Raw genomic sequence first — 26067 nt, forward strand, 5'->3', positions numbered from 1 at the left:
TACCGCGAACGCCGAGCTACGACGAACCGACCGAACGCCCGCGGGGCAGGTCGTCGACGTGCCCCGCGGGCGTTCGGAAACTGTTGCGCTGTAACCCTTTCAGGTCAGCCCAGGTGGGCGGACAGGAGCCAGGCCGGTACCGACTTGCGACCCGGACCTTCGTCCTTGATGTCGGCCCCGGCGAAATTGCGGAAGCCCGGGAAGTCGTCGGGGACATTGGCGTGGATACGGGCCGGGCGGATCTCGTCGATGGTCCAGTACGGGGCGACGGCCTCGCGCAACTCGTCCTCGCTCACGGCGTTGACCGGGCCCGCGGGCATGGTCGCGCGATCGAAGACGAGAACGAAATACGACGCGCCGGGCGCGGCCGCGCGCACGATCGACTCCTGGTAACCCTTGCGCAATTCCACCGGCATCGAGTGGAACAGGGTGCTGTCGACGATGGTGCCGAACCGGCCGTCGTAGCCGGTGAACGCGCTGATGTCGGCGACCTCGAAGCTGGCGGCGGCGTTCAGGCCGCGCTCGGCGGCCGCGGCGCGGGCGAGGTCGATCGCGGTGGGTGACTGGTCCAGGCCGACGGCGGTGAAACCTCGTTCGGCGAGATACAGCGAGGTCTCGGCCTCGCCACAGCCGGCGTCGAGGACTTCGCCATGGAATTTGTCGGCGTCGATGAGTGCGGCGATCTCGGGCTGCGGCTCGCCGATACTCCACGGCGGCCGATTTCCCTGCCCCATCTCGGGGGCCTCACCACGGTAGGCGGATTCGAACATCGCGTCATTCGATGAACTCGTCATGGCCCCATTCTATGTCAACCTGGTTGATATATGTCAATATAGTTGACATGGAAGGTCTCGAGGAAAGGCCTCTCGGATACCTTCTGTACCGGGTTGCCGCGGCGTTGCGCTCCGAGGTGGTCGCCACCGCACTGGATCCGCTGGAACTCACGTTCCCGCAATACCTCTGCATGCGCCTGCTGTCCCAGTCGCCCGGTCGGTCCAATGCACAACTGGCCCGCGACGCCACCGTCTCGCCCCAGGCGATGAACAAGGTGATCCGCGAATTACAGGACCGCGCCCTGGTGACGCGGCCGACGTCGGTGCCGACGGGCCGATCACTGCCCGCCACCCTGACGCGCGAGGGCCTCGCCCTGCTCGAACGGCTCGATCCGCTGGTGCTCGCGGCCGAATCGCATGTCCTGGCCAAGCTCAGTGCCGAGGATCGCCGCGAGTTCCGTCGCCTGCTGGCCGCGGTCGGCTGACCTGCAACCAGATCATCGACGGGCGTGGATCCGTGATCAGCGACCCACGTGAAGTAATTTAGCTATCGCCCAGCAATCACCTGGGCGGTGTTCCCGTACGCCAGGCGAAGCTCTGTCCGAGATATGAGTCTGCTGTGTATCTGCTCCAGGTCGTTGCATCCCTGACCAGCGGAGCATGCAATGACATCCGAGGTCGGGAACCCCACTTCCTACGAGAGGTCAACATGAAGAGGACACTGTCCGCATCGTTCGTCGCCATCGCCGCGGGCGCGCTGCTCGTCGGCCCCGTCATCGGCTCGGCCGCCGCCAACCCGGTGTTCCCGGGGCTCTCGCACCAGAACAACGACTGGGGTGGGTTCAACCGCCCCGGCTACCACGATCCGAAGGATCCGTTCCGCAACGACTGGCACTGCGACCGGCACGGCAACTGGCACAACAACGAGCACGACAACCAGGGCCACCACGATCAGCGCTGCCGCACCTGGTAAATCCTCGGCAATCCCCCGGTTCCGGCCGGTTCGCCGGAACCGGGGGGACTGTCAGCTCGAACCGCCGCTCGCACCCGCGATGAGCAGCAGGCGTCGACGACGGCGAGCGCGCTGCACCGCCTGCTCGGCCGCGGCACTCGCATCCTCGGCCGATGCGCCCGCACCGACGGCCTCGTCGTAGGCCGCGGTGCTGACCTTCTCCTCGCGTGCCTCCTGGCGTCGCCGCCGAGCTTCGAGAAATCCCATCTCACCCTCCTGTTCGCCGAAAAGCCCCGACCCCCGGACATTCAGCCTGCCGGACAGCGCATTCGCGGCACATCACCCCGCAGGATGATTCCCCGACCTCCCCGCATACCGCTCACGGGCGACCCGAGTCAGCCCGGCGCACGACCGCAGCGATCCACCTCCACCGCCACGAGACAACCACCACGACACGGGTTTTCGAGGCCCCGCTCACCTCTCGACGATGCCCAACCACACGTAATCGCGCGCCCGGGTGACCGCGACGAAATGCTGATTGGCCTCCAACTCCGCATGGTCACGCTCGGCGTCGCTGCCATCGCGCTCACCCTTCGCGTAAAGGTCCGCGCCGCTGCGGATGAAACACGGATGTAGGACGGCCCGGAAATCGAGTCCCTTGGCTCGAAATACCGTTCCGATCTTGATCAGCTCCTCGTCCGCGCCCGTGTACTCCTCCAGGTCCCGGAACTTGATCCCCCAGCGACGGAGCGCACTCTTGAACCGATCTGCCTCGTTGTTGGTGCGCGTGACCAGAGCCGTTGCCCCGAGCGGGATTCCGCGCTCCCGAATACTGCGCAACCGACGACGCAGCTCGTCCTCGATCTCGGCATCGGGACCGGTCCACGTGATCGCCACACCGCCCGGCAAGGCCGCCTCCACACGCCCCAGCGGCACCGCGGCAACTCCGTCCAGGTCATCGACGGTGTTCCGCTGCTCGAGTGAGGTCGCCAGCTGGAGGATGTCGCGGCGGTTCCGATAGTTCACCCGCAGGATTTCGCCGCGCCCGACGATACCGATACCGGCATCGGAGATTCGCCAGCCACCGGCGTAAATCTTCTGCTGCGCATCCCCGACGAGCAGCAATCCGTTGGCCTGGTCGCCGACGATGGCGTGTGCCAGCCGTAGCCCTTGCAGGGACATGTCCTGCATCTCGTCGACGACGACCATGTCGTACCGCTCGGCGAGCGGTACCCGGGCCAATTCTTCGAGCGCCGCGGTGATCAGATCGTTGGCGTCGAGAAAGCCGCGTTCCAGCCGGATCTGCTCGTATTCCCGGTAGAGCTTCCAGACCTCGGCTCGGGCCCCCTGGTGGAGCCGACCACGCCGTCCTCGACGCACCAGCTTCGCGTACCAGGTGAAATCCCCGACCCCGAAACCTCGCCCCTTGATCACCCGATCGATCTCTTCGCGCCAGTAGCGACTGTCGATCTCGATCTTCGCCAAGGGGCCGTGCTGCCCGACCCTCGACCAGGCCAGACCGAAGGCGTTGTCCGCCTGTTTCAGGTCCATCCGGTAGGGCGAACCGCGTCGGGAGAGCAATTCTCCCGCCCAGGAGTGCATCGTCACGAATCGCGCACGATGCGCCGCGAACGGCGCGAGTTCCGCGAACGCCCGCTCCTGGCAGGGCGGCAGATTGCGCACGAAGGTGGTGAACAGCAGACGGCCGGTTGTGACGCGCGCGCGGCGGGCCATACGGTGTAGTGCCACAACGGTTTTCCCGGTTCCGGCCGGGCCCGCGATGCGCGCGGGCCCGTGGTGGTTCCGGCCGACGAGGCCGTGCTGCTCAGGGTCCAGGAAGGACATCCAGGTCGGCAGCGGGGCCCGCAACGCGCGCAGACGATCGCGGTCGAGCAGATCCTCGCGGTCGACCAGAGCGTCATCGATCACCGGGACCGGTTCGTCGTCGACGGATACCGATCGATAGATCGGATCTCGTTGTGCGGCAGCCTGTGCCAAGCTTTCCGCTGTCCGCCGGCTCATCCGTGCCACACCGGCCGTGAGAACCCGATGGTCGAGTTCGCTCACCACCTGGTATCGCCCATCGCCGACGAATCCGCTGTGCGGCGCGGCGACCAGTACGACCTCGACGGTTTCCGGCACGAAGACATCACGCCCGTTCGCTGCGGACAATCCGGCGAACAGCTCTTCCAGGTGCACGCGCAGCCTCCTCGACGCGCTGCCCTGGAGCGGCTGGTCACCGAAGACCAGACCGAATGCACCGGCGGGACCGATCAACAGGGCGTCCACTCGATCCTCGCCCTGTTGATGCCGGTCCCGGACCAGTAGACGCCAGGCATTCCTGCTCTCGACCAGCAAGCCGCACAACATATTCCGCTGTCTCGACGACATCGGCCCCAGCGACGCGAGCGCCTGCTGTGCGCGCAAGCGCCGACGTTCCCCGTCCGAACCGCCTGTCCGTGCCATCGCGCGCCCCTCGATGCCGAAAATCCGGTAGACCGATGAATACCAGAGTGGCGCAACGGATTCAGGTCCGCAAGTACCGACCGGTAGGGATATCAGCGCAGGCCGTACAGGACGGCGATGGCGGCGGAGACCAGTTCGGAGAGCAGGGGGAGGGATTCGTCGCGGCGGGGTGGGCGGGCCCACCAGCGGCCTTCGGGGGTGTAGCGGCCGAAACCTGTGGGTAGCACGACATTTCCGCGGTGCGGGCCGATGTCGATGCCGCGACGTTCCAGGCGGGTCAGATGGTCGGGAGTCGGGTGACGGTCGGCCACCACCAGGAAGGTCCGGCGCGGCGGGCGGGTGCGCACCAGGACCGGGCCGGGAATGCCTCGGTCGATCAGTTCGCCGAGGATCGAAACACCCAGTGGCTCAGGTGTATTGACTGCGGCGATGGAGTCGGTGAGGGGTAGTACGACGAAACCCGGTGCGGTGACGTGCACTCGGGGCAGGCCGAACAGGGATCGGTAGGACGCGGCCCAATCCTGAGGTGTCACAACCTCTCCCGAAGCCGCCATGGCACAGTCCGGGTCGTGCGGGAGGCCGCGGGGACGGCACGGCATACCGCCGTCCCCCGGGCCGTTCACGACGACCGCGTTCGGTCGCCGTTCCATCCCGCCGCACCGCACCCGGAACGTCCCACCCGCACCCATCTGTCCACCTCGGCACCCCACCTTCACGAGATTTCACGAGACGTATACCTCTGAACAGACTTCGAAGACCGATGGTATGTCGCTCGATACCCTCGTGGTGAGGATTCGAGCGAACGAGACCACCCCTACGACACCACTCAGGTCCTGGCCGTCCCGGTCGCCGACGCGCACCCCGGCTACCGCCAGTGGGTCCTGGATGCCACACCCCACCCCGGTCCGGCATGATCGAGCCCATGAGTGGTTCCGCGAGTGAGTTCCGGTTGGTGGTGCTGCGACACGGGGAGACCGAGTGGTCCAAGGCGCACAAGCACACGGGACGGACCGATATCGCACTGACGGCAACCGGTGAGCAACAGGCAGCGGCGGCGCGGCAGGTGCTCGCGGGGCTCGGGCTGGTGGATCCGCTGGTGCTGTGCAGCCCGCGGCAGCGAGCGGTGCGGACCGCCGAGCTGGCCGGGCTGACGGATGTGCGGATCGACGACGACCTGGTCGAGTGGGACTACGGCGACTACGAGGGGTTGACCACACCGCAGATCCGGGAGTCCGTACCGGGCTGGACGATCTTCACCGATCCGGTGCCGGGCGGCGAATCGGCCGAGCAGGTGCAGGCCAGGGCCGATCGGGTGCTGGCGAAGGTGGCGCCGGAACTGCAGGTGCGCGATGCGGTGCTGGTCGGGCACGGGCATTTCTCGCGATGCCTGATCGCGCGGTGGGCGGAATTCGAGGTGCGTGAGGCCCGTCGGTTCTACCTGTCCACCGCCGGGATCAGCGTGCTGGGCCACGAGCACGGCACGCGCACGATCCTCGCGCACAACCTCGTCCCGACCACTCCGGAAGGAGCCCGATGATCCGCCCCGCCACACCCGAGGACGTGCCCGCACTGGTCGGGCTCGTCTACGACCTGGCCGAGTACGAGAAGGCCCGGCACGAATGCGCCCTCACCGACGAGCAACTGCACGCCTCGTTGTTCGGCTCCGATCCGAAGGTTTTCGCCCATGTGGCGCAACGCGATTCGGGCGGCGAGGTGCTCGGCTGCGCGATCTGGTTCCTGAACTACAGCACCTGGACGGGCACCCACGGGATCTACCTCGAGGACCTCTACGTCAAACCGGAGGCGCGGGGCCTGGGGCTGGGCAAGGCGCTGATCACCGAACTCGCCCGCGAGGCCGTCGCCAACGGCTACCGGCGCGTGGACTGGTCGGTCCTGGACTGGAACACCCCCTCGATCGAGTTCTACGACGCGCTGGGCGCGAATCCCCAGGACGAGTGGACCGGTTACCGCCTGACCGGCGAGGCGCTCACCCGCCTGGCCGCTCGCTGAAATTTTTTTCGCGGCGTTGTCGATTTCGCCGGAGACCGTCCGTCGAAGAGTTGAATGGTCCGAAAGGCGGGCCACACTGTTCGAAGGACGATCACCATGTCGCAGTATCTGGTCCTGATCTACCAGGACGAACGTCAGGTCACCGAACCCGCGCCGGGCAACCCGACGATGGCCAGCCATCAGCGGTTCATGCAGGCCAACGAGTCGGCGCTGCGGGGCGGTAACGCCCTCGCGCACAGCCACAGCGCGACCAGCATCCGCCCCGACGGCGCGGGCGGTTTCACCGTCACCGACGGGCCGTTCGCCGAGACGAAGGAGCAACTCGGCGGCTACTACCTGATCGAAGCGGACGATCTGGACGCCGCGCTCGAGGTCGCCAAGCAGGTTCCGATGGCCGAGGGCGGCGTCGAGGTGCGCCCGCTGCTCGTGTTGAGCTGAGTCGGCCGAGGCGACACACCGATCCCGAATTATGTTGCCCTGTCACATGATTCACCGAGTTCCCGGGAGGTCCCGCAGATGACGCAGTCGCGGGACCACTCGGGGACCGAATCCGGCGTGACCGCGGAGACGACCGATTCACGCACGCCCCACGTTCAGGTCGCGGCGGCGGTCGCCGAGGCGCATCGCCGCGAGTGGGCCTTCGTCCTCGCGACGACGGTCCGGGTCACCCGCGATCTGGACCTGGCGCAGGAGTGCGTGCAGGACGCCTACGCCCAGGCCCTCGGTCACTGGACCCGAGACGGCGTCCCGGCGCGCCCGGTCGCCTGGTTGACGACGGTGGCGCGCAATCGAGCCCTCGATCTGCTGCGCCACCACTCGACGATGCGCCGGACACTGCCGCTGCTGATCGAGGACGATCACACCGAGGACATCGCCGATTCCGCGGTCACGGCGTTGACGCAGATCCCCGACGACCGATTGCGGTTGATCTGCACCTGCTGCCATCCGGCCCTGTCCCTCGAGGCGCAGGTGGCGCTGACCCTGCGACTGGTCTGCGGTCTGAGCACCGCCGAGGTCGCCCGCGCCTTCCTGGTCGGCGAGCCGACCATGGCCGCCCGCATCACGCGGGCGAAGAAGAAGATCGCCGCGGCCCGCATCCCGTATCGGGTGCCCGGACCGGCCGAACTCCCCGACCGCATCGATGCGGTGCTGACGGTGGTCCATCTGCTGTTCACCACCGGTCACACCGCCCCCGCGGGCGCGGACCTGATCCGCCGCGACCTGACCGAACGGGCCACCGACCTGGCCCGGATGCTGCACACCCTGCTGCCCGAAAATCCAGATGTGACAGGACTTCTCGCGCTCATCCTGCTCACCGACGCACGCCGCGCCGCGCGCACCGGGGCGGACGGGACGATGCTGCGGCTGTCCGAGCAGGATCGCACCCGATGGGATCGCGCGCAGATCACCGAGGGCATCGCACTGGTGCGGGCCGCCCTGAACGGCACTCCGGGCCGTTATGCGCTGCAGGCCGCCATCGCGGCGGTGCACGCCGAGGCAGCCGGATACGCGGACACCGATTGGCCCGAGATCGCCGGACTGTACGACGTGCTGATCCAGGTCTGGCCCTCTCCGGTGGTGGCGCTGAATCGGGCGGTGGCGGTCGGGATGGCCGAGGGGCCCGAGGCGGGGCTGAGCGCGCTGGCGGAGTTGTCCGCCGAACCGCAGCTCGCGGGATACGGCTATCTGCCCGCCGCCCGCGCGCACTTCCTGGCCGAACTGGGCCGCACCCGCGAGGCCCGGCTCGCCTACGAGGAGGCGCTGCTGCTCACCGAGAACGCCGCTGAGCGCGCCTTCCTCACCGCCCGCGCAGCTGAACTGGGCGAGTGACCAAAAGTGCGCCCACGAGGCGCTCAGGGGTCATTACGGCCCGGCTGAGCACGGCGGTCCTATCGTGAACGAATGACGATCACCGTTCGCCCGGCGACCGCGTCCGACGTCCCCGAACTGGCACGCGTCCTGGGCGTCGCATTCGCCGACGATCCGATCATCAGCTGGCTGATTCCGGATTCGCGCGTCCGGCCCCGGCGCGCGGGATACATGTTCACCACGATGATCCGGCACCAGTTCCTGCCCGGCGGCGCGGTGGACGCGGCGTTCGACGAGACCGGCCGGATGCTCGGCGCCGCGGTGTGGGCGCCGCCGGGCGGCCGGCGGACCTCCGGAGCCGCCCAGCTGCGCATGCTGCCCGGAATCGTGCGCGCGTTCCGCGGGCGGCTGCGGGCGGGCGGCGAGATGGCCGACCAGATGGCCCGGCATCACCCCACCGAGCCGCACTGGTATCTCGCGTTCATCGGCACCCATCCCGACGCCCGCGGACGCGGTTTCGGCCACGCCCTGCTCGCCCCGCGTTTGGCGCACTGCGACGAGACCGGCAGCCCGGCCTACCTGGAATCGAGCAAATCCGAGAACATCGCCTACTACGAGCGTTTCGGCTTCGACCTCACCGGCGAACTGAACATCACCGACGGCGGCCCGCCGATGTGGCCCATGTGGCGCACTCCGCGCTGAGCGGCGATCAGTCCGCCGAACCGATCGAGGAGTCGTACCCCTGCGCCATCCAGCGCGAGGACGACGGCGCGAACAGCAGGACCAGTCCGGCCAGCGCGACCAATCCGAGCGGAATGCCGAACTGCAACTGGTCGCCCTTGATCATGTACCAGGACACCGGCAGCAGCAGGATCTGCGCGATCACCGCGATCGCCCGGCCCCAGCGACGTCCCAGGAACAACCCGATCCCGGCCGCCAACACCGCGCCGCCCAGGATCAGGAACCACGCCGCGGTCCCGTACGCACTCACCTTGCTCTGATCCGCCCCCGACAGACCGCGCACGACCAGCACGATCGCGACGATCACGCCGACCGCGCCCTCCAGCGCCGCCAGCGCGCCCGCACCGCGCACGGTGCCCGGCACCGCCGGCCGCGCGTCACCCTGCTCGACGACCGGGTCGTCGTCGTGCCCGTCCGAGTTCTGGTTCGCCACGGGCCCAGCCTACGACCCGGCCGAGATGGACCACGACCAGGGAATCCGACCGGACGCACGGCCGGGGCACAGATTTCGGACCGGCGGTCAGTAGGCTCTTCGCGTGCGGACGTTGCTGATCGTGAATCCGAATGCCACCTCCACCACATCGGCCACCCGCGATCTGCTGGCCCATGCGTTGGAGAGCCGGACCCAGCTGACCGTCGCGCACACCCAGCACCGCGGACACGCCGCCGAACTCGCACAGTGGGCGGCCACCAACGAGATGGACCTGATCGTCGTGCACGGCGGCGACGGGACGGTCAATGAAACGATCAACGGATTCCTGCCGCTGCCGCAGATCGATGACGGGCAGGCGTGGAAACCGCGTCTGGGTGTCATCCCCGGCGGGTCCGCCAACGTCTTCGCCCGTTCGCTGGGCATCAAGCCCGATCCGGTCGCGGCGACCAACCAGCTCATCGATCTGGTGTCGCTGGACAAGGATCGCCGGATCGGTCTGGGCCTGGCCGACGATCGCTGGTTCACCTTCACCTCCGGCGTCGGCCTGGACGCCGACGTATGTGAGGCGATCGACGAGAGCCGCGCCAAGGGCCACTCGGCGACCCCGGCCCGCTATGTCCGCACGACGGTGCGGGAGTTCTTCCGGCACCGGCGTGCCCAGCCGTCGGTGACATTGCACATTCCCGGGCACGAACCCGTCAGTGAGGTTTATTACGCGTTCGTGACCAATACGACTCCGTGGACCTACCTCGATTCCACCCCGGTACACACCAACCCCGGTACGACGTTCGAAACGGGTCTCGGAGTGTTTGCCATGCGGACCATGGGAGTGCTGCCGACCCTGCTGATCACCCGGCAGCTGTTGGCGGCCGAAGGAAACCCGCAGGCCCGCAGCCTGTTCCGGGACGACGATGTGCCGTCTGTCCGGATCGAAGCCGACACGCCCATCGGCCTGCAAATCGATGGCGATTTCATCGGCCGGCGCAACGTGGTGGATTTCACGGCCGTACCGCAGGTCCTCGATGTCGTGGCGCCGCAGCCACGTGTGACTCGACACAACTGAGAATCATCCCGGTTGTGCTGCGAAAACCGGGTCGAGCGGGTAGAAAGGACTCCGCAGTCCCCGTTACCGGGGTCTTAGGCGTGAGCTTCCCCACGGTGCACCACAAAGCTATTGACATCTACGGTGTTCGTGAAAGCATTCACAAGCAACCGTGCGGAAACATTCGAGTCGCACAAGTGAACGAACCACAAACTCACGGCGCCTTGCGGCGCCCAGCAAAGGAGCAGAGGAATGGACTGGCGCCACAAGGCCATCTGTCGCGATGAGGACCCCGAGCTGTTCTTCCCGGTGGGTAACAGCGGTCCCGCGCTCGCGCAGATTGCCGATGCCAAGCTGGTCTGCGCCCGCTGCCCCGTCACTGCTGACTGCCTGTCCTGGGCCCTTCAGTCCGGGCAGGATGCCGGCGTATGGGGCGGTATGAGCGAAGACGAGCGGCGCGCGCTCAAGCGTCGTAATGCGCGGACGCGTACCCGGGCCGTCGTCTGAGGACGACGGTCGGCGTTACGGCCATCGCGATCGCTCGCATCAGCCCCGGCACGTAGCGCACTTCGGCCCGGCACCCGTGAGGTGCCGGGCTTCATTGTCTCCGGAACGGATATCGCCGGTCCGGACACACATCCGGATGCCCATTCGACAGGCTCCGGCGACACACCAATCCGTACATTTCGACCAGGTATGCACCGGAATGGAGGATTCCGTGCCGCACAAAACAACCAGGTGGAAATTCCGCTCGGCAATGCGTCAATGCGAAAAGCATCACGCTATGTGACGCACGACAAGCCCGGTAAACACGAAATGCCCTGTGACCACCCCAAGCGCACGCCGAGCAACCCCTCGACGTGCCCGACACACCCGGCCCCGGGGAGCGCGACAGCTCGCCCACACCCGGCAACGCCAACTCCAAGGTTTTCGGCGCGGGCGAAGCGGAGGCCAGAATTACCGCGTGCGGCGGCCCAGGGGGACTCGTAGCACTGCGTCGGTGCCGACATCGGCACCCGGATGCAGACCGATGGAACCACCGAGTTCGGCGGTGACGAGCGTACGGACGATCTGCAGCCCCAGCCGGTCCGAACCCTCGAGGCTGAAACCGTCGGGCAACCCACGACCGTCGTCGCCGATGATCACATCCAGCCAGCGCGCCGAACGTTCGGAGCGGATCGTCACCGTGCCGTTCTCCCCGGCGTCGAAGGCGTGCTCGATGGCGTTCTGCACCAGTTCGGTCAGCACCATGACCAACGGCGTGGCTCGTTCGGCGGAGAACACGCCCAGGGAGCCTTCCCGGCGCACCTTGATCCGCGCGGTGTTGACCGTGGCGACGTCGGCCATGATCGGCAGCAGGCGGTCCACGACCTCGTCGAGATCGACCTCCTCGTCCACCGACATGGACAGCATCTCGTGCACCGACGCGATCGAGGTGACCCGGCGCACCGATTCGGTCAGCGCCAGCCGCGCCTCCTCGTTCTCGGTGCGACGCGCCTGCAGCCGCAGCAGCGCGGCCACGGTCTGCAGGTTGTTCTTCACCCGGTGGTGGATCTCACGGATCGTGGCGTCCTTGGACAGCAGCGCGCGATCGCGGCGCTTGACCTCGGTGACGTCGCGCACCAGGACCGCGGCTCCGGCCAACTCGCCGTGCGGGCGCAGCACCAGGGTGCGCAGCAGGACCGTCGCCCCGCGCGCCTCGACCTCCATCCGGCGCCCGGATTTGCCCGCCAGCGCGGCCTGGATATCGCTGACGACCTCCTGGGCATCGAACGGGTCGGTGATCAGCGAGCGCGTCGTCTGGGCCAGATCCTGACCGTCCAGATCGGCTTGCAGACCCATGCGGTGGTAGGCGGACAGCGCATTGGGACTGGCGTATCGCACGATGCCGTCGGTGTCGAGCCGGATGAAACCGTCCCCGGCGCGCGGGCTCGAGTGCGATCCGGTGCGATCCTCCAGGGTCGGGAAGGTGCCGTCGGCGATCATCTGGCACAGATCGTCCGCGCAGGCCATGTAGGCGATTTCGAGATTGCCGCGAATCTTGGTGCGCTGCACCTCGATATCGCGTCCGAGCACCGCGATGACGTCCTCGCCGACGCGCACCGGAATCGCCTCGTGGATCACGTGCACCGGGTTCGGGTGGTAGACGCCGGTCTGTTCGTCGTCGGTCTCGACCCGCACGATCGCGCCGCTGCGCAGCGCCTGGAAGATCTGGGCATGATCGGCGCGGGAGGCCAGCGAGCCGACCAGATCCTCCGGGTGCACGGTCGGCGCGGTGGTCGGGCGGCACTGGGCCACGCACACCACGTCGGCGCCTTCCGCGACCGGGCCCACGCCCACCCACAGTTGCAGGTCCGCGAACGACAGATCGGCCAGCAGCTGCCAGTCGCCCACGACGCGCTGCAGGTGGTCGACGGCCGCACCCGGTAGGTCGGTGTGTTCGGCGAGCAGATCACTCAGAGTGGACATGGCGGAACTACGAGATCACTGCGATCAGGTCGCCCTTTTGCAGGACATCACCCGGTTTGACGTTGATCGAGGTGACCGTCCCGGGCCCCTCGGCGACGACGGGGATCTCCATCTTCATCGACTCCAGCAGCACCAGGGTGTCGCCCTCGACCACGGCCGCGCCCTCCTGCGCGACGATCTGGAAGACGGTGGAGACCATCTCCGCGAGCACTTCCTCAGCCATGGCACCCTTCCGGAGTTCGACGTGACGACCAGCTGACGATATAGCCAACCACACGTGGAACAATGTCTTTCGATCAGAAGGGAGAAATCATGGGAAAGCGTGGTCGTAAGAAGCGCAGCCGCAAGGGCAACGCCGCCAATCACGGCAAGCGTCCGAACAGCTGAGCTGTTCGCAGCTTCGCCCGGCGCCGCGTGCCGATAACCTGCGCGCCGATGAAATGCACTGAGCGGCACGCCTTTTCGTCAAGGCGTGCCGCTCTGCTGTCACGGGTTGTCGATCGTGCTCTCGGTCACGGTGATCGAACGCCGGATCTCCACGGTCAATCGCTCGCGCAGGGAATCCGGGGCCCGGTCGCCGCCGCACTTGCGATTGAGCAGCCGCTTGAGCTTCTCCTCGAGGCCGTACGCGTCGATACACGGCGAGCAGGTCTCCAGATGGTGCTGCAACCGCTCGCGGGTGGCCTGATCGCATTCGCCGTCCAGCATCAGCCAGACATCGGCCAGCACCGCCGTGCAGTCCAGCTTCATATCCGCATCCCCTTCGGTCTCCCGCTCGCTGTGCTGGTGCCCACTCACTGGGTGACCTCCTGACGCGCCCCGTCCCCCGCCTGGTTTCGATCGAACCCCCGCTCGTGGGCCACATCGGCCAGCAGCCCCTTGAGCTGCTTGCGACCGCGATGCAGCCGGGACATGACCGTCCCGATCGGAGTGCCCATGATCTCGGCGATCTCCTTGTAGGGGAAGCCCTCCACGTCGGCGTAGTACACCGCCATCCGGAACTCCTCCGGAAGTTCCTGCAGCGCGGCCTTGATGTCGTCGTCGGGCAGCGCCTCGAGCGCTTCCATCTCCGCCGAACGCAGACCCGTCGAGGTGTGCTCGGCCGTGGCGGCCAGCTGCCAGTCGGTGATCTCGTCGGTCGGGTACTGGGCGGGCTGCCGCTGCTTCTTGCGGTAGGAGTTGATGTAGGTGTTGGTCAGGATCCGGTACAGCCAGGCCCGCAGGTTGGTGCCCTCGCGGAAGGACCGGAAGCCCTGGTACGCCTTGGCGAAGGTCTCCTGCACCAGATCCTCGGCATCGGCGGGGTTGCGGGTCATCCGCAGCGCCGCACCGTAGAGCTGGTCGAGCAGCGGGAGCGCATCACGCTCGAACCGCTGCGCCAACTCGGCGGGATCCGCGGCCGATTCCTGCGCCGCGGCGTCACCGCCGGAATCCCCGTTCTCGGCCGCACCGTCCAGGCGATCGGCCGCCAAATCGTCGTCGCTCGTCACGCCCATCCCTTCGATCGCCGTAGTCACAGAATCTACCGTGAGCGATGTGGGCAGCGGGAATCCGGTGACGGGAGGCACCGAGGTCGGGGCGAACTCCGCGGACGACGCGGTGCGCACTGGGCGTTCGTCGATCAGAACCGTCACCGGCAGACTCCTTCGATTCTCACAGAATGGGATGCGTGGCGTATGGCGTGCAACATGCGCCGGGGCCGCTGTGTTCCCGCAGCGCCGGGCACAGCGCTTGGCCGGGCCCCGGAGCCCGTCCTAGGGTGACCGGCATGGCTGCCCCGACCCCCGCGATCCGCGCTGCGACCCAGGCCGAGGTGGCCCATCGCGTCCACACCTATCCACACGACCCGCGCAACGACTCGTTCGGCGCCGAGGCGGTCTCCGCGCTGGCGGAACGGCTGGGCGTGCAGGCCGGGCAGATCTTCAAGACACTGGTGATCGAGTTGTCGGGCGGGTCGGGCGCGCACGGGTTGGCGGTCGCGGTGTTGCCGGTCCCCGCGACGCTCTCGCTCAAGGCCGCCGCCGCGGCGCTGAGTGCGTCGAAGGCGGTCATGGCCGACAAGACCAAGGCCGAACGGACCACCGGCTACGTGCTGGGCGGAATCTCTCCGCTGGGCCAGAAGCGCGCGCTGCCGACGGTGATCGATGCCTCGGCCCTGGAGTGGGATCGGATGCTGTGCAGCGCCGGACGACGCGGTCTGGAGATCGAACTCGCCCCGCAGGATCTGGTGCGGCTCACCTCTGCCGTCACTGCTCCGGTCACCGCCGCCTGAGACCCGAAATCCGGACATCTCGGACATCGACTACATTGACCTGCGGCGACAGAACGTCGCCTCGGCCGCCTTGCATACCCCCACATCCTGACACATACTTGCCAAGTACAACTAGTTGGAAAACTCAAGCAATTGACTGCGTGACCAGTGTTGCGGTTCCCCGAGGAGGGTGTGTCCATGGACCACGACGAGGCGATCGACGTGATCGCCCTGCAGTTGATCCGTCTGGGCCGAATCCGGGAGCGCACCAACGCTCAGATCGCGGCGGCATCCGGGGGCGAGATCGAGGCTGCATCTTACTCGATCATCTTCCGGCTGCTCTACGACGGGCCGATGCGCTCGGGCGCACTGGCCGAACTGCTCTACTCCGACGCCTCCACCATCAGCCGCCAGGCCGCCGCACTGGTCAAACGCGGACTCATCGAACGCCGCGCCGATCCGGCCGACGGCCGGGCCAGCGTCCTGGCCGTCACAGACGCCGGACGAGAACTGGCCACCGCGCTGCGGCAGCGCCGCAACGCGATGCTGGACAACGTCCTGCAACACTGGAGCGAATCGGAGCGTGCTGAACTCGGCCAGATGATGCGCCGCTTCGTCGACGACTACGAACAGGCGCGCGAGACCATCCTCACCCTGCATCCGAAGGACCCCGCGCCGGAGAAGCCTCGGTAACCACCGCGTCCGCTCGAGAACTCCTCGAGAACACGCTGAGCTACGAGCGCGAATACTCAAATCACGTGCGGCACTCCCAGGTGTGCGTTTACTTGACGGGGCCCGTTCCGTCGATCCGAGGATGTGATGCGCATGTTCCACCGGCAGTCCGTTCGCACCATGATCATCGCCCTGTGCGGCGGCGTGATCCTCACCTTCGGCGCCGCCACCGCCGCAGCCGAGCCGCACGGAAATCCCGATTATCCACTCGGCGGCACACAGAACGAAGCCCCCGGCCATTCCGACCCCAACGATCTCAACGAGCAGGCCGAGAGGGTGCAGGACCGCGGCGGCGATATCGTCACGCGGATCATCGATATGAGCGCGGAACTCACCAAATGCGGGCTCAACCTCATTGCCCCGAGCGTCCGCTGCGAGTAGCCCGCACCACCGAGGCCCGAATCACGCCCATTTCGCCACCCTCGAGTTTGCGGCGCGGCTCGCCGCCCGGACGCGTGGCGGGTGCGAAACCACGGGGCCGGGCGGTGAGCCTCAGGGCGCCACGAATCCGCCGTAGCGAAGCGGAGCCGTAGTCACAGCAGACGGGTCTGTCCGGGCTGGTCCGCAACCCGGCTCAGCAGTTCGGGGCCGTTGTTGCGGACGCTGTTCACCAGCGACGGGACCTCCCGCACCACGATGTCCGAAACCCGTTCCAGCCCAGGGGTTTCCAGAAGCTCATGCGGTGCGGGGTGGTCCGGGTCGAGCCAGGCCGCCCACTGCTCGCGCGGCATCATCAGCGGCATCCGGTCGTGGATCGCGGTCAGGTCACCGATCGCATCGGTGGTCAGGATCGTGCAGGACAGCAGCGGATCCATCTCGCGCTGGTCGCGATCGCGCCAGATCGACCAGAGACCGGCCATGTAGAGCGGCGAGCCGTCGGCCCGGGACATGTAGTAGGGACGTTTGACGGCCTTGCCCTTGACCGTCGAGTCCCCCTCCACGACCCACTCGTACCAGCCGTCCATCGGCACCAGGCAGCGGCGTTTCTTCACCGCATCGCGGAATGAGGGCGCCTCGGCGGCGCGATCGGCGCGCGCGTTGAACAGTGGCTTTCCCTTCACCGGCACACCGGGTTCGGCCGCCTTGGTCCACACCGGGATCAAGCCCCAGCGCATGCGCCGGATCCGCAGCCGCGCGTCGTCGTCGGGATGGTCACGATCGTGTCGCTCGACCACCGTCAGCACCTGATTCGTCGGTGCGACGTTGTAATCGGGCTCGACGGGCGCATCACCCGTCTCATCGATCGCATCGAGCTCGGCCGCCAAACGGCCCGGATTCACCGTGGTCGCATATCTGCCGCACATGTGAACCATGCTAAAGAGCTGCCGCAACGGATGTTCAGATTGGCCGGAATTCCATGTGATGGCGGGTGACTTCATATCTAAGCTGTTCATATCTAAGCTATGAGAACTTCATGCAATCACTTTCTCACTAGGGGTCGCCGAAACCATGTCCACCACCGAGCCGACAACCGCCCGACGGACCGTGCTGACCTCGGTCAACCCGGCCACGGGCGAGGTCATCGACACGCATCCGATCGCCGATGAGGAGGCGGTGGCCGCGGCCGTCGCCAAGGCCCGCACCGCCGCCGGGAGCTGGGGTGCGCTGAGCTATGCCGACCGCAAGCGGTATCTGCTGCGGTGGGCCACCCGGCTGGTCGAGAAATCCGACGAGCTCTGCGATCTGATCCACGCCGAGAACGGCAAAACCCGCGACGACGCATTCCTCGAACTGCTGCTGACCCTCGAACACATCTCCTGGGCCGCCAAGAACGCCGAGAAAGTGCTCCAGACCAAGAAGGTCTCCCCCGGCGCGCTGATGTCCAACTTCGGCGCGTACATCGAACAGCGCCCGCTCGGCGTGATCGGCGTGATCGGCCCCTGGAACTACCCGATCTACACCCCCAACGGCTCGATCGCCTACGCCCTGGCCGCGGGCAACGCCGTGGTTTACAAGCCGAGCGAATTCTCCACCGGCATCGGCAATTTCGTCGCCCAGGCATTCGCCGAGGCAAATCCCGAACTGCCCGATGGGATCTTCACCACCATCAACGGCTACGGGGAGACCGGCGCGGCGCTGGTGCGCGCCGATATCGACAAGATCGCGTTCACCGGATCCGCGGCCACCGGCAAGAAGATCATGGCCTCCGCGGCCGAGCGGCTCACCCCGGTGCTGCTCGAATGCGGCGGTAAGGATGCGGTGATCGTCGCGGCCGACGCCGACGTCACCGCCGCGGCCGACGCGGTCGCCTACGGCGCGACGATGAACAGCGGCCAGACCTGCGCGGGCGTCGAGCGCGTCTACGTGGACGCCTCGATCCGCGACAAGTTCGTCGCCGAGGTCAAGCGGATCCTGTCCGACGTGCACCCGGGCTCGGACGGCAAGGCCGCCTACGGCCCGATGACCATGCCCAGCCAGATCGACATCGTGCGCCGCCACATCGAGGACGCGCTGAACCACGGCGGCACCGCGGTGCTCGGCGGCCTCGACTCGATCAAGGGCGCGTTCATCGAGCCGGTGGTGCTGGTCGACGTGGACGAGGACTCGGCGGCTGTGCGCGAGGAGACCTTCGGCCCGACGGTCACGATCCGCACCGTGAACAACATCGACGAGGCGATCGAGCTCGCCAACAACTCGACCTACTCGCTGGGTTCGACGGTGTTCTCCCGCAAGCACGGCCTCGAGATCGCCCGCCGGATCAAGGCCGGAGCCACCTCGGTCAACGCGGTGCTCGGCTTCGCGGCGATCTCCGCACTGCCCTTCGGCGGCGGGCGGGACTCGGGTATCGGCCGGATCCACGGCGCGCCCGGCATGCTGGAGTTCACCGTGCCGCATTCGATCGCGGTGCAGCGCTTCACAATTCCGGGTATGGCGTTGCTGAGCTACTCGCGCACCGCGAGCACCATGAAGCTGTTGCGCCGGGTCGTGCCGATCCTGCACGGACGGCACAAGTAGCAGCGTCGGGCGGCCGGTGGAAAATCACCGGCCACCTGGTGAAGTCTCATAAGCCCGCGACGAATTCCACGTCGCGGGCTTGTGCGTTTACTGCGAGTTCATGACCATGCGCATCCCGAATCAGTCGATAGGCGAAGATGGTGGGGTGAGTCTCTGGCCAGCGCCCCATACCGAGCACCCCGTCCACGCGACCGTGACCCTGCCCGGGTCCAAATCCATCACCAATCGGGCCCTGATCCTCGCCGCGCTCGCCGATCGCCCCTCGACGATCACCGGGGCGCTGCGCAGCCGCGACACCGACCTGATGATCGCGGCGCTGCGCTCGATGGGCGCCGAGATCAGCGGTGACGCCGACACCCTCGCCGTCACCCCGGCCTCCCTGACCGGTGCGACCGTCGACTGCGGGCTCGCCGGAACCGTGATGCGCTTCCTGCCGCCGGTGGCTGCGCTGGCCCGCGGCGACGTCGCGTTCTTCGGCGACGATCAGGCCGCGCTGCGGCCGCTGCACACCATTCTGGACGCGCTGCGCGGACTCGGCGCCGACATCGACGGCGACACCCTGCCGTTCACGGTGCACGGCGGGGGTGCGCTGCGCGGCGGATCGGTGACCATCGATGCGTCGGGCTCCTCGCAGTTCGTCTCCGGGCTGCTGCTGTCCGCGGCCCGTTTCACCGACGGACTGACCGTGCATCACAAGGGTGCGCCGCTGCCCTCGATGCCGCATATCGAGATGACCGTGCAGATGTTGCGCCAGGCCGACGTCGAGGTCACCGCGCCCACCGATCCCCGCCGGGAGCAGGTCTGGACGGTCGCGCCGGGGCCGATCCACGGCGTGGACTGGGAGGTCGAACCCGATCTGTCCAATGCGACGCCGTTCCTGGCCGCTGCCGCGGTGACCGGCGGTGAGGTGACCATTCCGCACTGGCCGCAGCTGACCACGCAGCCGGGGGACGTCATCCGGGAGATCCTGGTGCGCATGGGCGCCGAGGCGCGCCGCGCACACGGCAAACTCGTCGTGCGCGGGCCCGATCGGCTGGCCGGGATCGATATCGACCTGCACGACGTCGGCGAACTCACCCCGACGGTGGCCGCCCTTGCGGCACTTGCCGATTCGCCGTCACGGCTGCGCGGCATCGCACATCTGCGCGGGCACGAGACCGACCGGCTGGCGGCGCTGTCCACCGAGATCAACCGGCTCGGCGGCAAGGTCACCGAGACCGAGGACGGGCTGCTCATCGTGCCCACACCGTTGCAGGGCGGGCCGTGGCACTCCTACGCGGACCATCGGATGGCCACCGCCGGGGCGATTCTGGGGCTGCGCGTGCCGGGCGTGCACGTCGAGGATATCGGCACCACCGCGAAGACCCTGCCGGATTTCGTATCCCTGTGGGAGACGATGCTTTCCGGTGACGGTGTGCTTCCTGCCGACGACGCGGCGGAGTCGGCACACTGAAGCGGCGCGAGTACGACGAGTCCGACGTCCGGGTGCGTCCGGGCAGGGGCTCGCGTCCGCGCACCAAGAATCGCCCCGAACACCGGGACGCGCGCACGGCGATGGTCATCTCGGTCGATCGCGGGCGATGGAGTTGTGTGCTGGACGGGGATCCGGATCAGCCCATCGTCGCGATGCGGGCGCGCGAGTTGGGCCGCACGCCGATCGTGGTGGGCGATCAGGTCGACGTGGTCGGCGATCTGTCCGGCAAACCCGACACCCTGGCCCGCATCGTGCGGGTGGCCGATCGCGCAACGGTGTTGCGCCGCACCGCCGATGACACCGATCCGTTCGAGCGGATCGTGGTCGCCAACGCCGAACAGCTGTTCATCGTCGTCGCCCTGGCCGATCCCCCGCCGCGCACCGGTTTCGTCGAACGCGCCATGGCCGCTGCGTATGCCGGTGGGCTGCAACCGATCCTGTGCCTGACCAAGCACGATCTGGCCGCCGAATCCGAATTCGCCGCCGCCTTCGACGATCTGGACCTGACCATCGTCTACGGGGGCCGCGACGACCCCCTCGACGCGGTGCACGACCTCCTGCACGACAAACTCACCTGCCTGCTCGGCCACTCCGGCGTGGGTAAGTCCACCTTGGTCAATCGTGTTGTCCCACAAGCAGATCGAGCCGTAGGCGACGTCTCCGGCGTAGGCAAGGGACGGCACACCTCCACCCAGTCCCTGGCCCTGCCGCTCACCGACGGCGGCTGGATCATCGACACCCCCGGCATCCGCTCCTTCGGCCTGGCCCACATCACCCCCGACGACGTCATCCAAGCCTTCGCCGACCTGGCCGAAGCCATCGAGGACTGCCCCCGAGGCTGCACCCACCTCGGCCCACCCGCCGACCCCGAATGCGCCCTGGACGAACTCCCCGGCAAGGAACGCCGAGTAGCCGCCATCCGGCTCCTACTGGTAGCCCTCAACTCCAACGACCCGTGGGTCGTGGGCAACGGCTGACCGACCGGCGAGCACGTCCCCCGAATCCGTCGGCTCGCAACCCGATTCCGGCCCAGTGCAGCACATTCCGTCAGTGCGACACCGTGCACTGCGCTGCCGCCTCGCGGCGATCAGCGGTCGCCCCTGGCCGCCCACTCAGGATGCGAACGGGGTGACGTCCGGGGTGCAGTGGGTTCCGGGGGGGGCGGGAGTTGGCCTGATACAAGGTAATTCGATGCGGCTCGGAGTGCGCAGATGGATTTGTCGGTGACCATGTGGCCCCAGCCTTCGTTGATCAGGAGGCGACTGCCGGGTAGGTGGGCGGCCAGATCGATTGCGCCGGGCAAGGGGGTGGCGGGGTCGAAGCGGTTGTTGAGCAGGAGGATCGGGGTCGCGGTGTGGGTATTCCAGGGGCCGGTGTAGCGGTCGGTGGATGATGCTTGCCAGAAGGCGCAGGGGCTGGTTTCGTAGGCGCGGAGGGCGGCGAAATCCGGTGCGAGCGTTGCTCGTCGGGCGCTCGCTGCCCACCACGCGGGAGCGAAGTGGGGCAGTGCGGTGTCGTTGCAGGTGAACGCGTAGAAGGGCGGTGCGACACTTCCCGAGTACGGAGTGCCGAAATCAGTGTCGGCAGCAGCGGCGATGGGGGCCGTCGCGGGCCGTTCGGCCAGCTGAGCCCGGTATATCTCGTGCAACCCGGCAGCCAGTAACGGCCACAGCGCCGGTTGATACACGAACTCGCCGAGCCCGTAGATGTACTCCTCGTAGGTCACCGAGAGGGAGGTGCCGTTCGGACCGGCCACCGTGACAGGTTTCGCACGCAACGAAGCCAATACCGCCGGAAACGCCTTCCACGGGTCGTCCTGGGCGAAAGCACAGTTCTTGCCCCGGGCGCACAGCCGGAGGAATTCGTGCACGACCTCCTGGCTCCCGACATCGGATCCCATCCGCTCCGACAACGTCGAACCGGCCGGGGCATTCGTCGTCTGCACCGGATCCTCGATACTGTCCAGCACGAACGACCCCACCCGCTGCGGGAACATCGCGGCATAGACCGCCCCGAGTGCGGTGCCGTAGGACTGCCCCAGGTAGTTGAGCCTCGGCTCCCCCAGCGCGGCGCGCACGGTATCGAGATCGCGGGCCACGGTCGCCGTCGAGAGATGGTCCAGCAGATTGCCGCTGTGCGCTCGGCAGTCGGCGGCGAATTCCGCATCCTTCGCCGTGCGCTGCGCGATCTCCGCCGGATTGTCCGGCACCAGCGGCACACCGGCACCGAACGCGGCGGCGGCCTGATCGGAATCGAAGCACGTGACCGCGGGCGTCGCCCTGCCGACACCTCGCTGATCCACCGCGACGACGTCGTACCGGTCCCGCACCCGCTCGTCCCACGGTGCCCGAACTTGCCCGGCCACAATCTGATTCAGGTACTCGATCGAGGAGTAGCCCGGTCCCCCACGATTGATCACCAACGTCCCGACCCGTTCACCAGGCTCACGGGCCGACAGCTTCGCCAGCGCGATACCGATCCGCGGACCGCCCGGATCCCGGTAATCGAGCGGCACATCGAGCGTGGCACACGAGAGCCGCGAATCATCCACGCACTGTTGCCATTCCATTGCCGACACCGGTCCGGCAACAGCCGTCGCAGCCGAAACGACCGACCAGAAGATCACTGCGACAACGGCGATACACGCACCACGGCGTGCCCCCCTGAACCTCGACACCTCGCGGAGCCTACCGGAACCCGGAGCTCTCGGCGGGGATACCGCATCGAGACGAGCACTCCCCCAACTCGTTTCACATCCCGTTCGAAGCCGCACAACAAGCGCTCCCGAGGCGTCCACCGCCCGAGACGACTCGTCGAGGAGTCCGCTCCGAGAAACGAAAACGCCCGCTCCATACCGGAGCGGGCGTCTGCGAGATGCGCGAAACTAGCGGCGGCGCTTGGACTTCGGTCCGCGATCGGTGCGGCCCTCGTTGCGGGCGGCCTCGCGACGTTCGCGTCGGGTCATACCGGTGTCCTCGGCGGTGCCGTACTCCTGGGCATCGCTGCGGCGGGCGGCGTGGCCGTCCTCGTCCGGACCCGAGTAGCTCAGGCCGCGAGGGCTGGAGTTGTCGATTCCCCTGGCGCGCAAGGGAGCCGGAGCCGCGGTGCCGTTGGTCTGCGGAGCGTCGACCAGAGCGCCGACCGGGGAACGCAGGCCCTGATCGATCGCGGCGGAGCCCTCCGGCTGCTGCGGTGCCTCGAACTCGAACTTCGCGTTGAACAGGTAGTGGACCGACTCCTCCTTCAGACCCTCGAGCATCGCGGAGAACATGTCGTAACCCTCTCGCTGATACTCCACGAGCGGGTCGCGCTGCGCCATCGCGCGCAGGCCGATGCCCTCCTTGAGATAGTCCATCTCGTAGAGGTGTTCACGCCATTTGCGATCGAGCACCTGCAGCAGCACCTGATGTTCGAGGGTGCGGGTACTGCCCTCGCCGACCAGGTCGTCGATCTCCTTCTCGCGCTGCTCGTAGGCGGTGTGCGCATCATCGAGCACGGCGTCGAGCAGTTCCTCGCGGCCCAGCTCACCGATCTCGTCGTGCTCGTTCTCGCCGGTCAGATCCTTGTAGTCGAGGGTGATCGGATACAGCGACTTCAACGCCGTCCACAACTTGTCCAGATCCCAGTCCTCGACGTAGCCGTCGGCGGTGGCGCCGTTGACGTAGGCGGTGACCACATCGGTGATCATCTCCTGGACCTGGCCGTCCATATCCTCGTCGCCCAGGATGCGCTGACGCTCGTCGTAGATGATGGTGCGCTGCTGGTTCATCACCTCGTCGTACTTCAGCACGTTCTTGCGGATCTCGAAGTTCTGCTGCTCGACCTGGGTCTGCGCACTCTTGATCGCGCGCGAGACCATCTTGGCCTCGATCGGCACGTCGTCGGGCAGATTCAGGCGGGTCATGATCGACTCGAGCGTCGCGCCGTTGAACCGCCGCATCAACTCATCCCCCAGCGACAGATAGAACCGCGACTCGCCCGGATCGCCCTGACGGCCGGACCGGCCACGCAGCTGATTGTCGATACGCCGCGACTCGTGCCGCTCGGTGCCCAGCACGTACAGACCGCCGGCCTCGCGCACCGCCTCGGCGTCCTCGTCGACCTCCTGCTTGACCTGCTGGAGCGCGGAGTGCCAGTGCGCCTCGTACTCCTGCGCGGTCTCCACCGGATCCAGCCCCTGCCGACGCAGCAGCAGGTCGGCCAGGATGTCCGGGTTGCCGCCGAGCACGATGTCGGTACCACGACCGGCCATATTCGTCGCGACGGTGACCGCACCCGGCCGGCCCGCCTCGGCGACGATCTCGGCCTCCTTCTCGTGGAACTTGGCGTTCAGCACGTTGTGCGGGATACCGCGCTTGGTCAGCAGCTCGGACAGATACTCCGACCGCTCCACCGAGGTGGTACCGATCAGCACCGGCTGGCCCTTCTCGTACCGCTCGGTGATGTCGTCGGCGACCGCGGAGAACTTGCCCTCCTCGGTCTTGTAGATCAGATCCGCCTGATCCTTGCGGACCATCGGCTTGTTGGTCGGAATCGGCACCACACCGAGCGAGTAGGTCTGGTGCAGCTCGGCCGCCTCGGTCTCGGCGGTGCCGGTCATACCGGCCAGCTTGTCGTACAGGCGGAAGTAGTTCTGCAGCGTGATGGTGGCCAGCGTCTGGTTCTCGGGCTGGATCTCCACGCCCTCCTTGGCCTCGATGGCCTGGTGCATGCCCTCGTTGTAGCGGCGACCCACCAGGATTCGGCCGGTGAACTCGTCGACGATGATGACCTCGCCGTTGCGGACGATGTAGTCCTTGTCCCGGACGAACAGGTCCTTGGCCTTGAGGGCGTTGTTCAGGTAGCTGATCAGGGGCGAGTTCGCCGCCTCGTACAGATTGTCGATGCCCAGCTGATCCTCGACGTACGCGACGCCGGTGGTGCTCACACCGACGGTGCGCTTCTTCAGATCGAACTCGTAGTGGTACCGCCCCTCGATCTCCGCCGCGCGGCTCTGCCGCTCCTGGCTGGTCATCGCGGTGGTGTCGATGCCCTTCATCTCCGGCGCCATGCGCGCGAACTCGGTGTACCACTTGGACGCGGTGACGTCGGCCGGGCCGGAGATGATCAGCGGCGTGCGGGCCTCGTCGATGAGGATGGAGTCGACCTCGTCGACGACGGCGAAGTAGTGCCCGCGCTGGACCAGATCGTCCTTCGAGTGCGTCATGTTGTCGCGCAGGTAGTCGAAGCCGAACTCGTTGTTGGTGCCGTAGGTGATGTCGGCCGCGTAGGCCTCCTTGCGCTCGGCCGGGGTCATGCCGGACAGGATCACCCCGACCTCGAGGCCGAGGAACCGGTGCACGCGGCCCATCCACTCCGAGTCGCGCTTGGCCAGATAGTCGTTGACGGTGACGACGTGCACGCCGTCGCCGACGAGGGCGTTGAGGTAGGCGGGCAGCACACAGGTCAGGGTCTTGCCCTCACCGGTCTTCATCTCCGCGACGTTGCCGATGTGCAGGGCGGCACCGCCCATCACCTGCACCTTGTAGTGCTTCTGGTTCAGCACCCGCGAGGACGCCTCGCGGGCCACCGCGAACGCCTCCAGCAGAGTCTGATCCAGGAAGTCCTGCTTGACCCGCTCGACGATGCGTTCCTGCTGCTCCTCGTCCTCGACGCCGTCGAGGGCGTCGGTGATGTCGTCGGCGAGGCGGTCGCGGAACTCGTCGGTCTTGGCCTGCAGCTCGGCGTCGCTGAGATCGGCGAACTCCTCTTCCAGCGCCAGGACCTCGTCTGCCAACTTGGAGAGCCGCTTGACGGTGCGACCCTCACCAAAACGTAGCAACCTCGTCAGTGTCAGCGCAGGCACGGGTCTCGTCAGTCCTCTGGTCGGTGTTGTCGTCTTGCGTTGCTTACATCCTGTAGTACCCCGCGCGGGCGGGATCCCCGATGCGCGGATGCGCAGCAAGGTTCATGGTAATGCG

Annotated in this window: 28 protein-coding genes and 1 pseudogene; 17 read left to right on the forward strand and 12 right to left on the reverse strand. The window is 67.2% G+C overall.

The genetic code is table 11. From position 1 onward, the window contains the following. Positions 1–104: 104 nt before the first annotated feature. Complete coding sequence (locus ON40_RS26350; RefSeq protein WP_174435073.1) at positions 105–794, reverse strand: class I SAM-dependent methyltransferase; 690 nt, start codon at positions 792–794, stop codon at positions 105–107. Positions 795–841: 47 nt separating this feature from the next. Between ON40_RS26350 and ON40_RS26355 the strand changes: the two genes are divergently transcribed. Both ON40_RS26355 and ON40_RS26360 read left to right on the forward strand, forming a co-directional pair. Further along, on the forward strand, positions 842–1258 hold the full coding sequence (locus tag ON40_RS26355) for a MarR family winged helix-turn-helix transcriptional regulator (protein WP_040827258.1): 417 nt from the start codon (positions 842–844) through the stop codon (positions 1256–1258). Between the two features lie 224 nt (positions 1259–1482). Continuing rightward, complete coding sequence (locus tag ON40_RS26360; protein ID WP_040827260.1) at positions 1483–1746, forward strand: hypothetical protein; 264 nt, start codon at positions 1483–1485, stop codon at positions 1744–1746. A gap of 51 nt (positions 1747–1797) precedes the next feature. Here the strand turns inward: ON40_RS26360 and ON40_RS26365 are convergent, their stop codons facing one another. From ON40_RS26365 to ON40_RS26375, 3 genes are all read right to left on the reverse strand, one after another. Beyond that, complete coding sequence (locus ON40_RS26365) at positions 1798–1992, reverse strand: hypothetical protein (RefSeq protein WP_040827262.1); 195 nt, start codon at positions 1990–1992, stop codon at positions 1798–1800. Between the two features lie 207 nt (positions 1993–2199). After that, on the reverse strand, positions 2200–4191 hold the full coding sequence (locus tag ON40_RS26370; protein WP_040827264.1) for a UvrD-helicase domain-containing protein: 1992 nt from the start codon (positions 4189–4191) through the stop codon (positions 2200–2202). 92 nt (positions 4192–4283) lie between these two features. Next, positions 4284–4724 carry a hypothetical protein gene (locus ON40_RS26375; protein ID WP_157186428.1) on the reverse strand — a complete coding sequence of 147 codons (441 nt, stop codon included), beginning with the start codon at positions 4722–4724 and terminating at the stop codon, positions 4284–4286. 261 nt (positions 4725–4985) lie between these two features. Here ON40_RS26375 and cutA point away from each other — a divergent pair. The 6 genes and pseudogenes from cutA to ON40_RS26400 form a co-directional block, all read left to right on the forward strand. Then, positions 4986–5105 (forward strand): annotated as a pseudogene (gene cutA, locus ON40_RS56130) (divalent cation tolerance protein CutA); the annotation flags it as partial. An 8-nt stretch (positions 5106–5113) separates the two neighbouring features. Further along, a complete protein-coding gene (locus ON40_RS26380) occupies positions 5114–5728 on the forward strand; it encodes an acid phosphatase (RefSeq protein ID WP_063713088.1) in 615 nt (204 codons plus the stop codon). Next, entirely contained in the window at positions 5725–6201 is a 477-nt protein-coding gene (locus tag ON40_RS26385) for a GNAT family N-acetyltransferase (RefSeq protein WP_040827266.1), read from the forward strand. The genes ON40_RS26380 and ON40_RS26385 overlap by 4 nt, the downstream gene beginning before the upstream one ends. Positions 6202–6297: 96 nt before the next feature. Then, on the forward strand, positions 6298–6639 hold the full coding sequence (locus ON40_RS26390) for a YciI family protein (protein ID WP_040827268.1): 342 nt from the start codon (positions 6298–6300) through the stop codon (positions 6637–6639). A 78-nt stretch (positions 6640–6717) separates the two neighbouring features. Beyond that, positions 6718–8031 (forward strand): RNA polymerase sigma factor, encoded by a 1314-nt coding sequence (locus ON40_RS26395; protein WP_083895942.1) that lies wholly within the window; start codon positions 6718–6720, stop codon positions 8029–8031. A 72-nt stretch (positions 8032–8103) separates the two neighbouring features. Continuing rightward, a complete protein-coding gene (locus ON40_RS26400; RefSeq protein WP_040827270.1) occupies positions 8104–8712 on the forward strand; it encodes a GNAT family N-acetyltransferase in 609 nt (202 codons plus the stop codon). A gap of 7 nt (positions 8713–8719) precedes the next feature. Here the strand turns inward: ON40_RS26400 and ON40_RS26405 are convergent, their stop codons facing one another. Then, positions 8720–9115, reverse strand: coding sequence for a hypothetical protein (locus ON40_RS26405; protein ID WP_040827468.1), 396 nt, complete (start codon positions 9113–9115; stop codon positions 8720–8722). Between the two features lie 172 nt (positions 9116–9287). On the opposite strand from ON40_RS26405, the gene ON40_RS26410 reads away from it, so the two are divergent. Next, a complete protein-coding gene (locus ON40_RS26410) occupies positions 9288–10247 on the forward strand; it encodes a diacylglycerol/lipid kinase family protein (protein ID WP_040827272.1) in 960 nt (319 codons plus the stop codon). A gap of 231 nt (positions 10248–10478) precedes the next feature. After that, entirely contained in the window at positions 10479–10733 is a 255-nt protein-coding gene (locus ON40_RS26415; RefSeq protein WP_040827274.1) for a WhiB family transcriptional regulator, read from the forward strand. Between the two features lie 450 nt (positions 10734–11183). On the opposite strand, the gene ON40_RS26420 is transcribed toward ON40_RS26415, so the two are convergent. Next, positions 11184–12695: a sensor histidine kinase gene (locus ON40_RS26420; protein ID WP_040827276.1), complete on the reverse strand. Its 1512-nt coding sequence runs from the start codon at positions 12693–12695 to the stop codon at positions 11184–11186. 7 nt (positions 12696–12702) lie between these two features. After that, positions 12703–12918: a biotin/lipoyl-binding carrier protein gene (locus ON40_RS26425; RefSeq protein WP_040827278.1), complete on the reverse strand. Its 216-nt coding sequence runs from the start codon at positions 12916–12918 to the stop codon at positions 12703–12705. A gap of 89 nt (positions 12919–13007) precedes the next feature. Here ON40_RS26425 and ON40_RS56135 point away from each other — a divergent pair, with 89 nt between their 5' ends. Further along, entirely contained in the window at positions 13008–13082 is a 75-nt protein-coding gene (locus tag ON40_RS56135) for a 50S ribosomal protein bL37 (protein ID WP_110293457.1), read from the forward strand. A gap of 99 nt (positions 13083–13181) precedes the next feature. Here ON40_RS56135 and rsrA read toward each other — a convergent pair whose 3' ends face one another. After that, complete coding sequence (gene rsrA / locus ON40_RS26430) at positions 13182–13445, reverse strand: mycothiol system anti-sigma-R factor (protein WP_040827280.1); 264 nt, start codon at positions 13443–13445, stop codon at positions 13182–13184. Between the two features lie 44 nt (positions 13446–13489). Beyond that, on the reverse strand, positions 13490–14191 hold the full coding sequence (locus tag ON40_RS26435; RefSeq protein ID WP_040827470.1) for a sigma-70 family RNA polymerase sigma factor: 702 nt from the start codon (positions 14189–14191) through the stop codon (positions 13490–13492). A 272-nt stretch (positions 14192–14463) separates the two neighbouring features. Between ON40_RS26435 and ybaK the strand changes: the two genes are divergently transcribed. From ybaK to ON40_RS26450, 3 genes are all read left to right on the forward strand, one after another. Beyond that, a complete protein-coding gene (gene ybaK, locus ON40_RS26440; protein WP_040827282.1) occupies positions 14464–14967 on the forward strand; it encodes a Cys-tRNA(Pro) deacylase in 504 nt (167 codons plus the stop codon). Positions 14968–15144: 177 nt separating this feature from the next. Beyond that, positions 15145–15639, forward strand: coding sequence for a MarR family winged helix-turn-helix transcriptional regulator (locus tag ON40_RS26445; protein ID WP_040827472.1), 495 nt, complete (start codon positions 15145–15147; stop codon positions 15637–15639). 132 nt (positions 15640–15771) lie between these two features. Further along, positions 15772–16059, forward strand: a complete 288-nt coding sequence (locus ON40_RS26450; RefSeq protein WP_157186429.1) for a hypothetical protein — start codon at positions 15772–15774, stop codon at positions 16057–16059. Positions 16060–16211: 152 nt separating this feature from the next. Here the strand turns inward: ON40_RS26450 and ON40_RS26455 are convergent, their stop codons facing one another. Next, a complete protein-coding gene (locus ON40_RS26455; RefSeq protein ID WP_040827474.1) occupies positions 16212–16982 on the reverse strand; it encodes an SOS response-associated peptidase in 771 nt (256 codons plus the stop codon). A 145-nt stretch (positions 16983–17127) separates the two neighbouring features. On the opposite strand from ON40_RS26455, the gene ON40_RS26460 reads away from it, so the two are divergent. The 3 genes from ON40_RS26460 to rsgA all read left to right on the forward strand — a co-directional run bounded on the left by ON40_RS26460 (position 17128) and on the right by rsgA (position 21084). Continuing rightward, positions 17128–18633, forward strand: coding sequence for an aldehyde dehydrogenase family protein (locus tag ON40_RS26460; protein WP_040827286.1), 1506 nt, complete (start codon positions 17128–17130; stop codon positions 18631–18633). Positions 18634–18739: 106 nt separating this feature from the next. Continuing rightward, positions 18740–20086: a 3-phosphoshikimate 1-carboxyvinyltransferase gene (gene aroA / locus ON40_RS26465; RefSeq protein ID WP_051193597.1), complete on the forward strand. Its 1347-nt coding sequence runs from the start codon at positions 18740–18742 to the stop codon at positions 20084–20086. Beyond that, positions 20083–21084 (forward strand): ribosome small subunit-dependent GTPase A, encoded by a 1002-nt coding sequence (gene rsgA / locus ON40_RS26470; RefSeq protein WP_040827288.1) that lies wholly within the window; start codon positions 20083–20085, stop codon positions 21082–21084. The genes aroA and rsgA overlap by 4 nt, the downstream gene beginning before the upstream one ends. Before the next feature lie 110 nt (positions 21085–21194). Here the strand turns inward: rsgA and ON40_RS26475 are convergent, their stop codons facing one another. Next, on the reverse strand, positions 21195–22676 hold the full coding sequence (locus ON40_RS26475) for an alpha/beta hydrolase (RefSeq protein WP_040827291.1): 1482 nt from the start codon (positions 22674–22676) through the stop codon (positions 21195–21197). 315 nt (positions 22677–22991) lie between these two features. After that, positions 22992–25952 carry a preprotein translocase subunit SecA gene (gene secA, locus ON40_RS26480; RefSeq protein ID WP_040827293.1) on the reverse strand — a complete coding sequence of 987 codons (2961 nt, stop codon included), beginning with the start codon at positions 25950–25952 and terminating at the stop codon, positions 22992–22994. Positions 25953–26067 lie beyond the last annotated feature (115 nt).

Source organism: Nocardia jiangxiensis NBRC 101359 (assembly GCF_000308615.1).
Taxonomy (GTDB): domain Bacteria; phylum Actinomycetota; class Actinomycetes; order Mycobacteriales; family Mycobacteriaceae; genus Nocardia; species Nocardia jiangxiensis.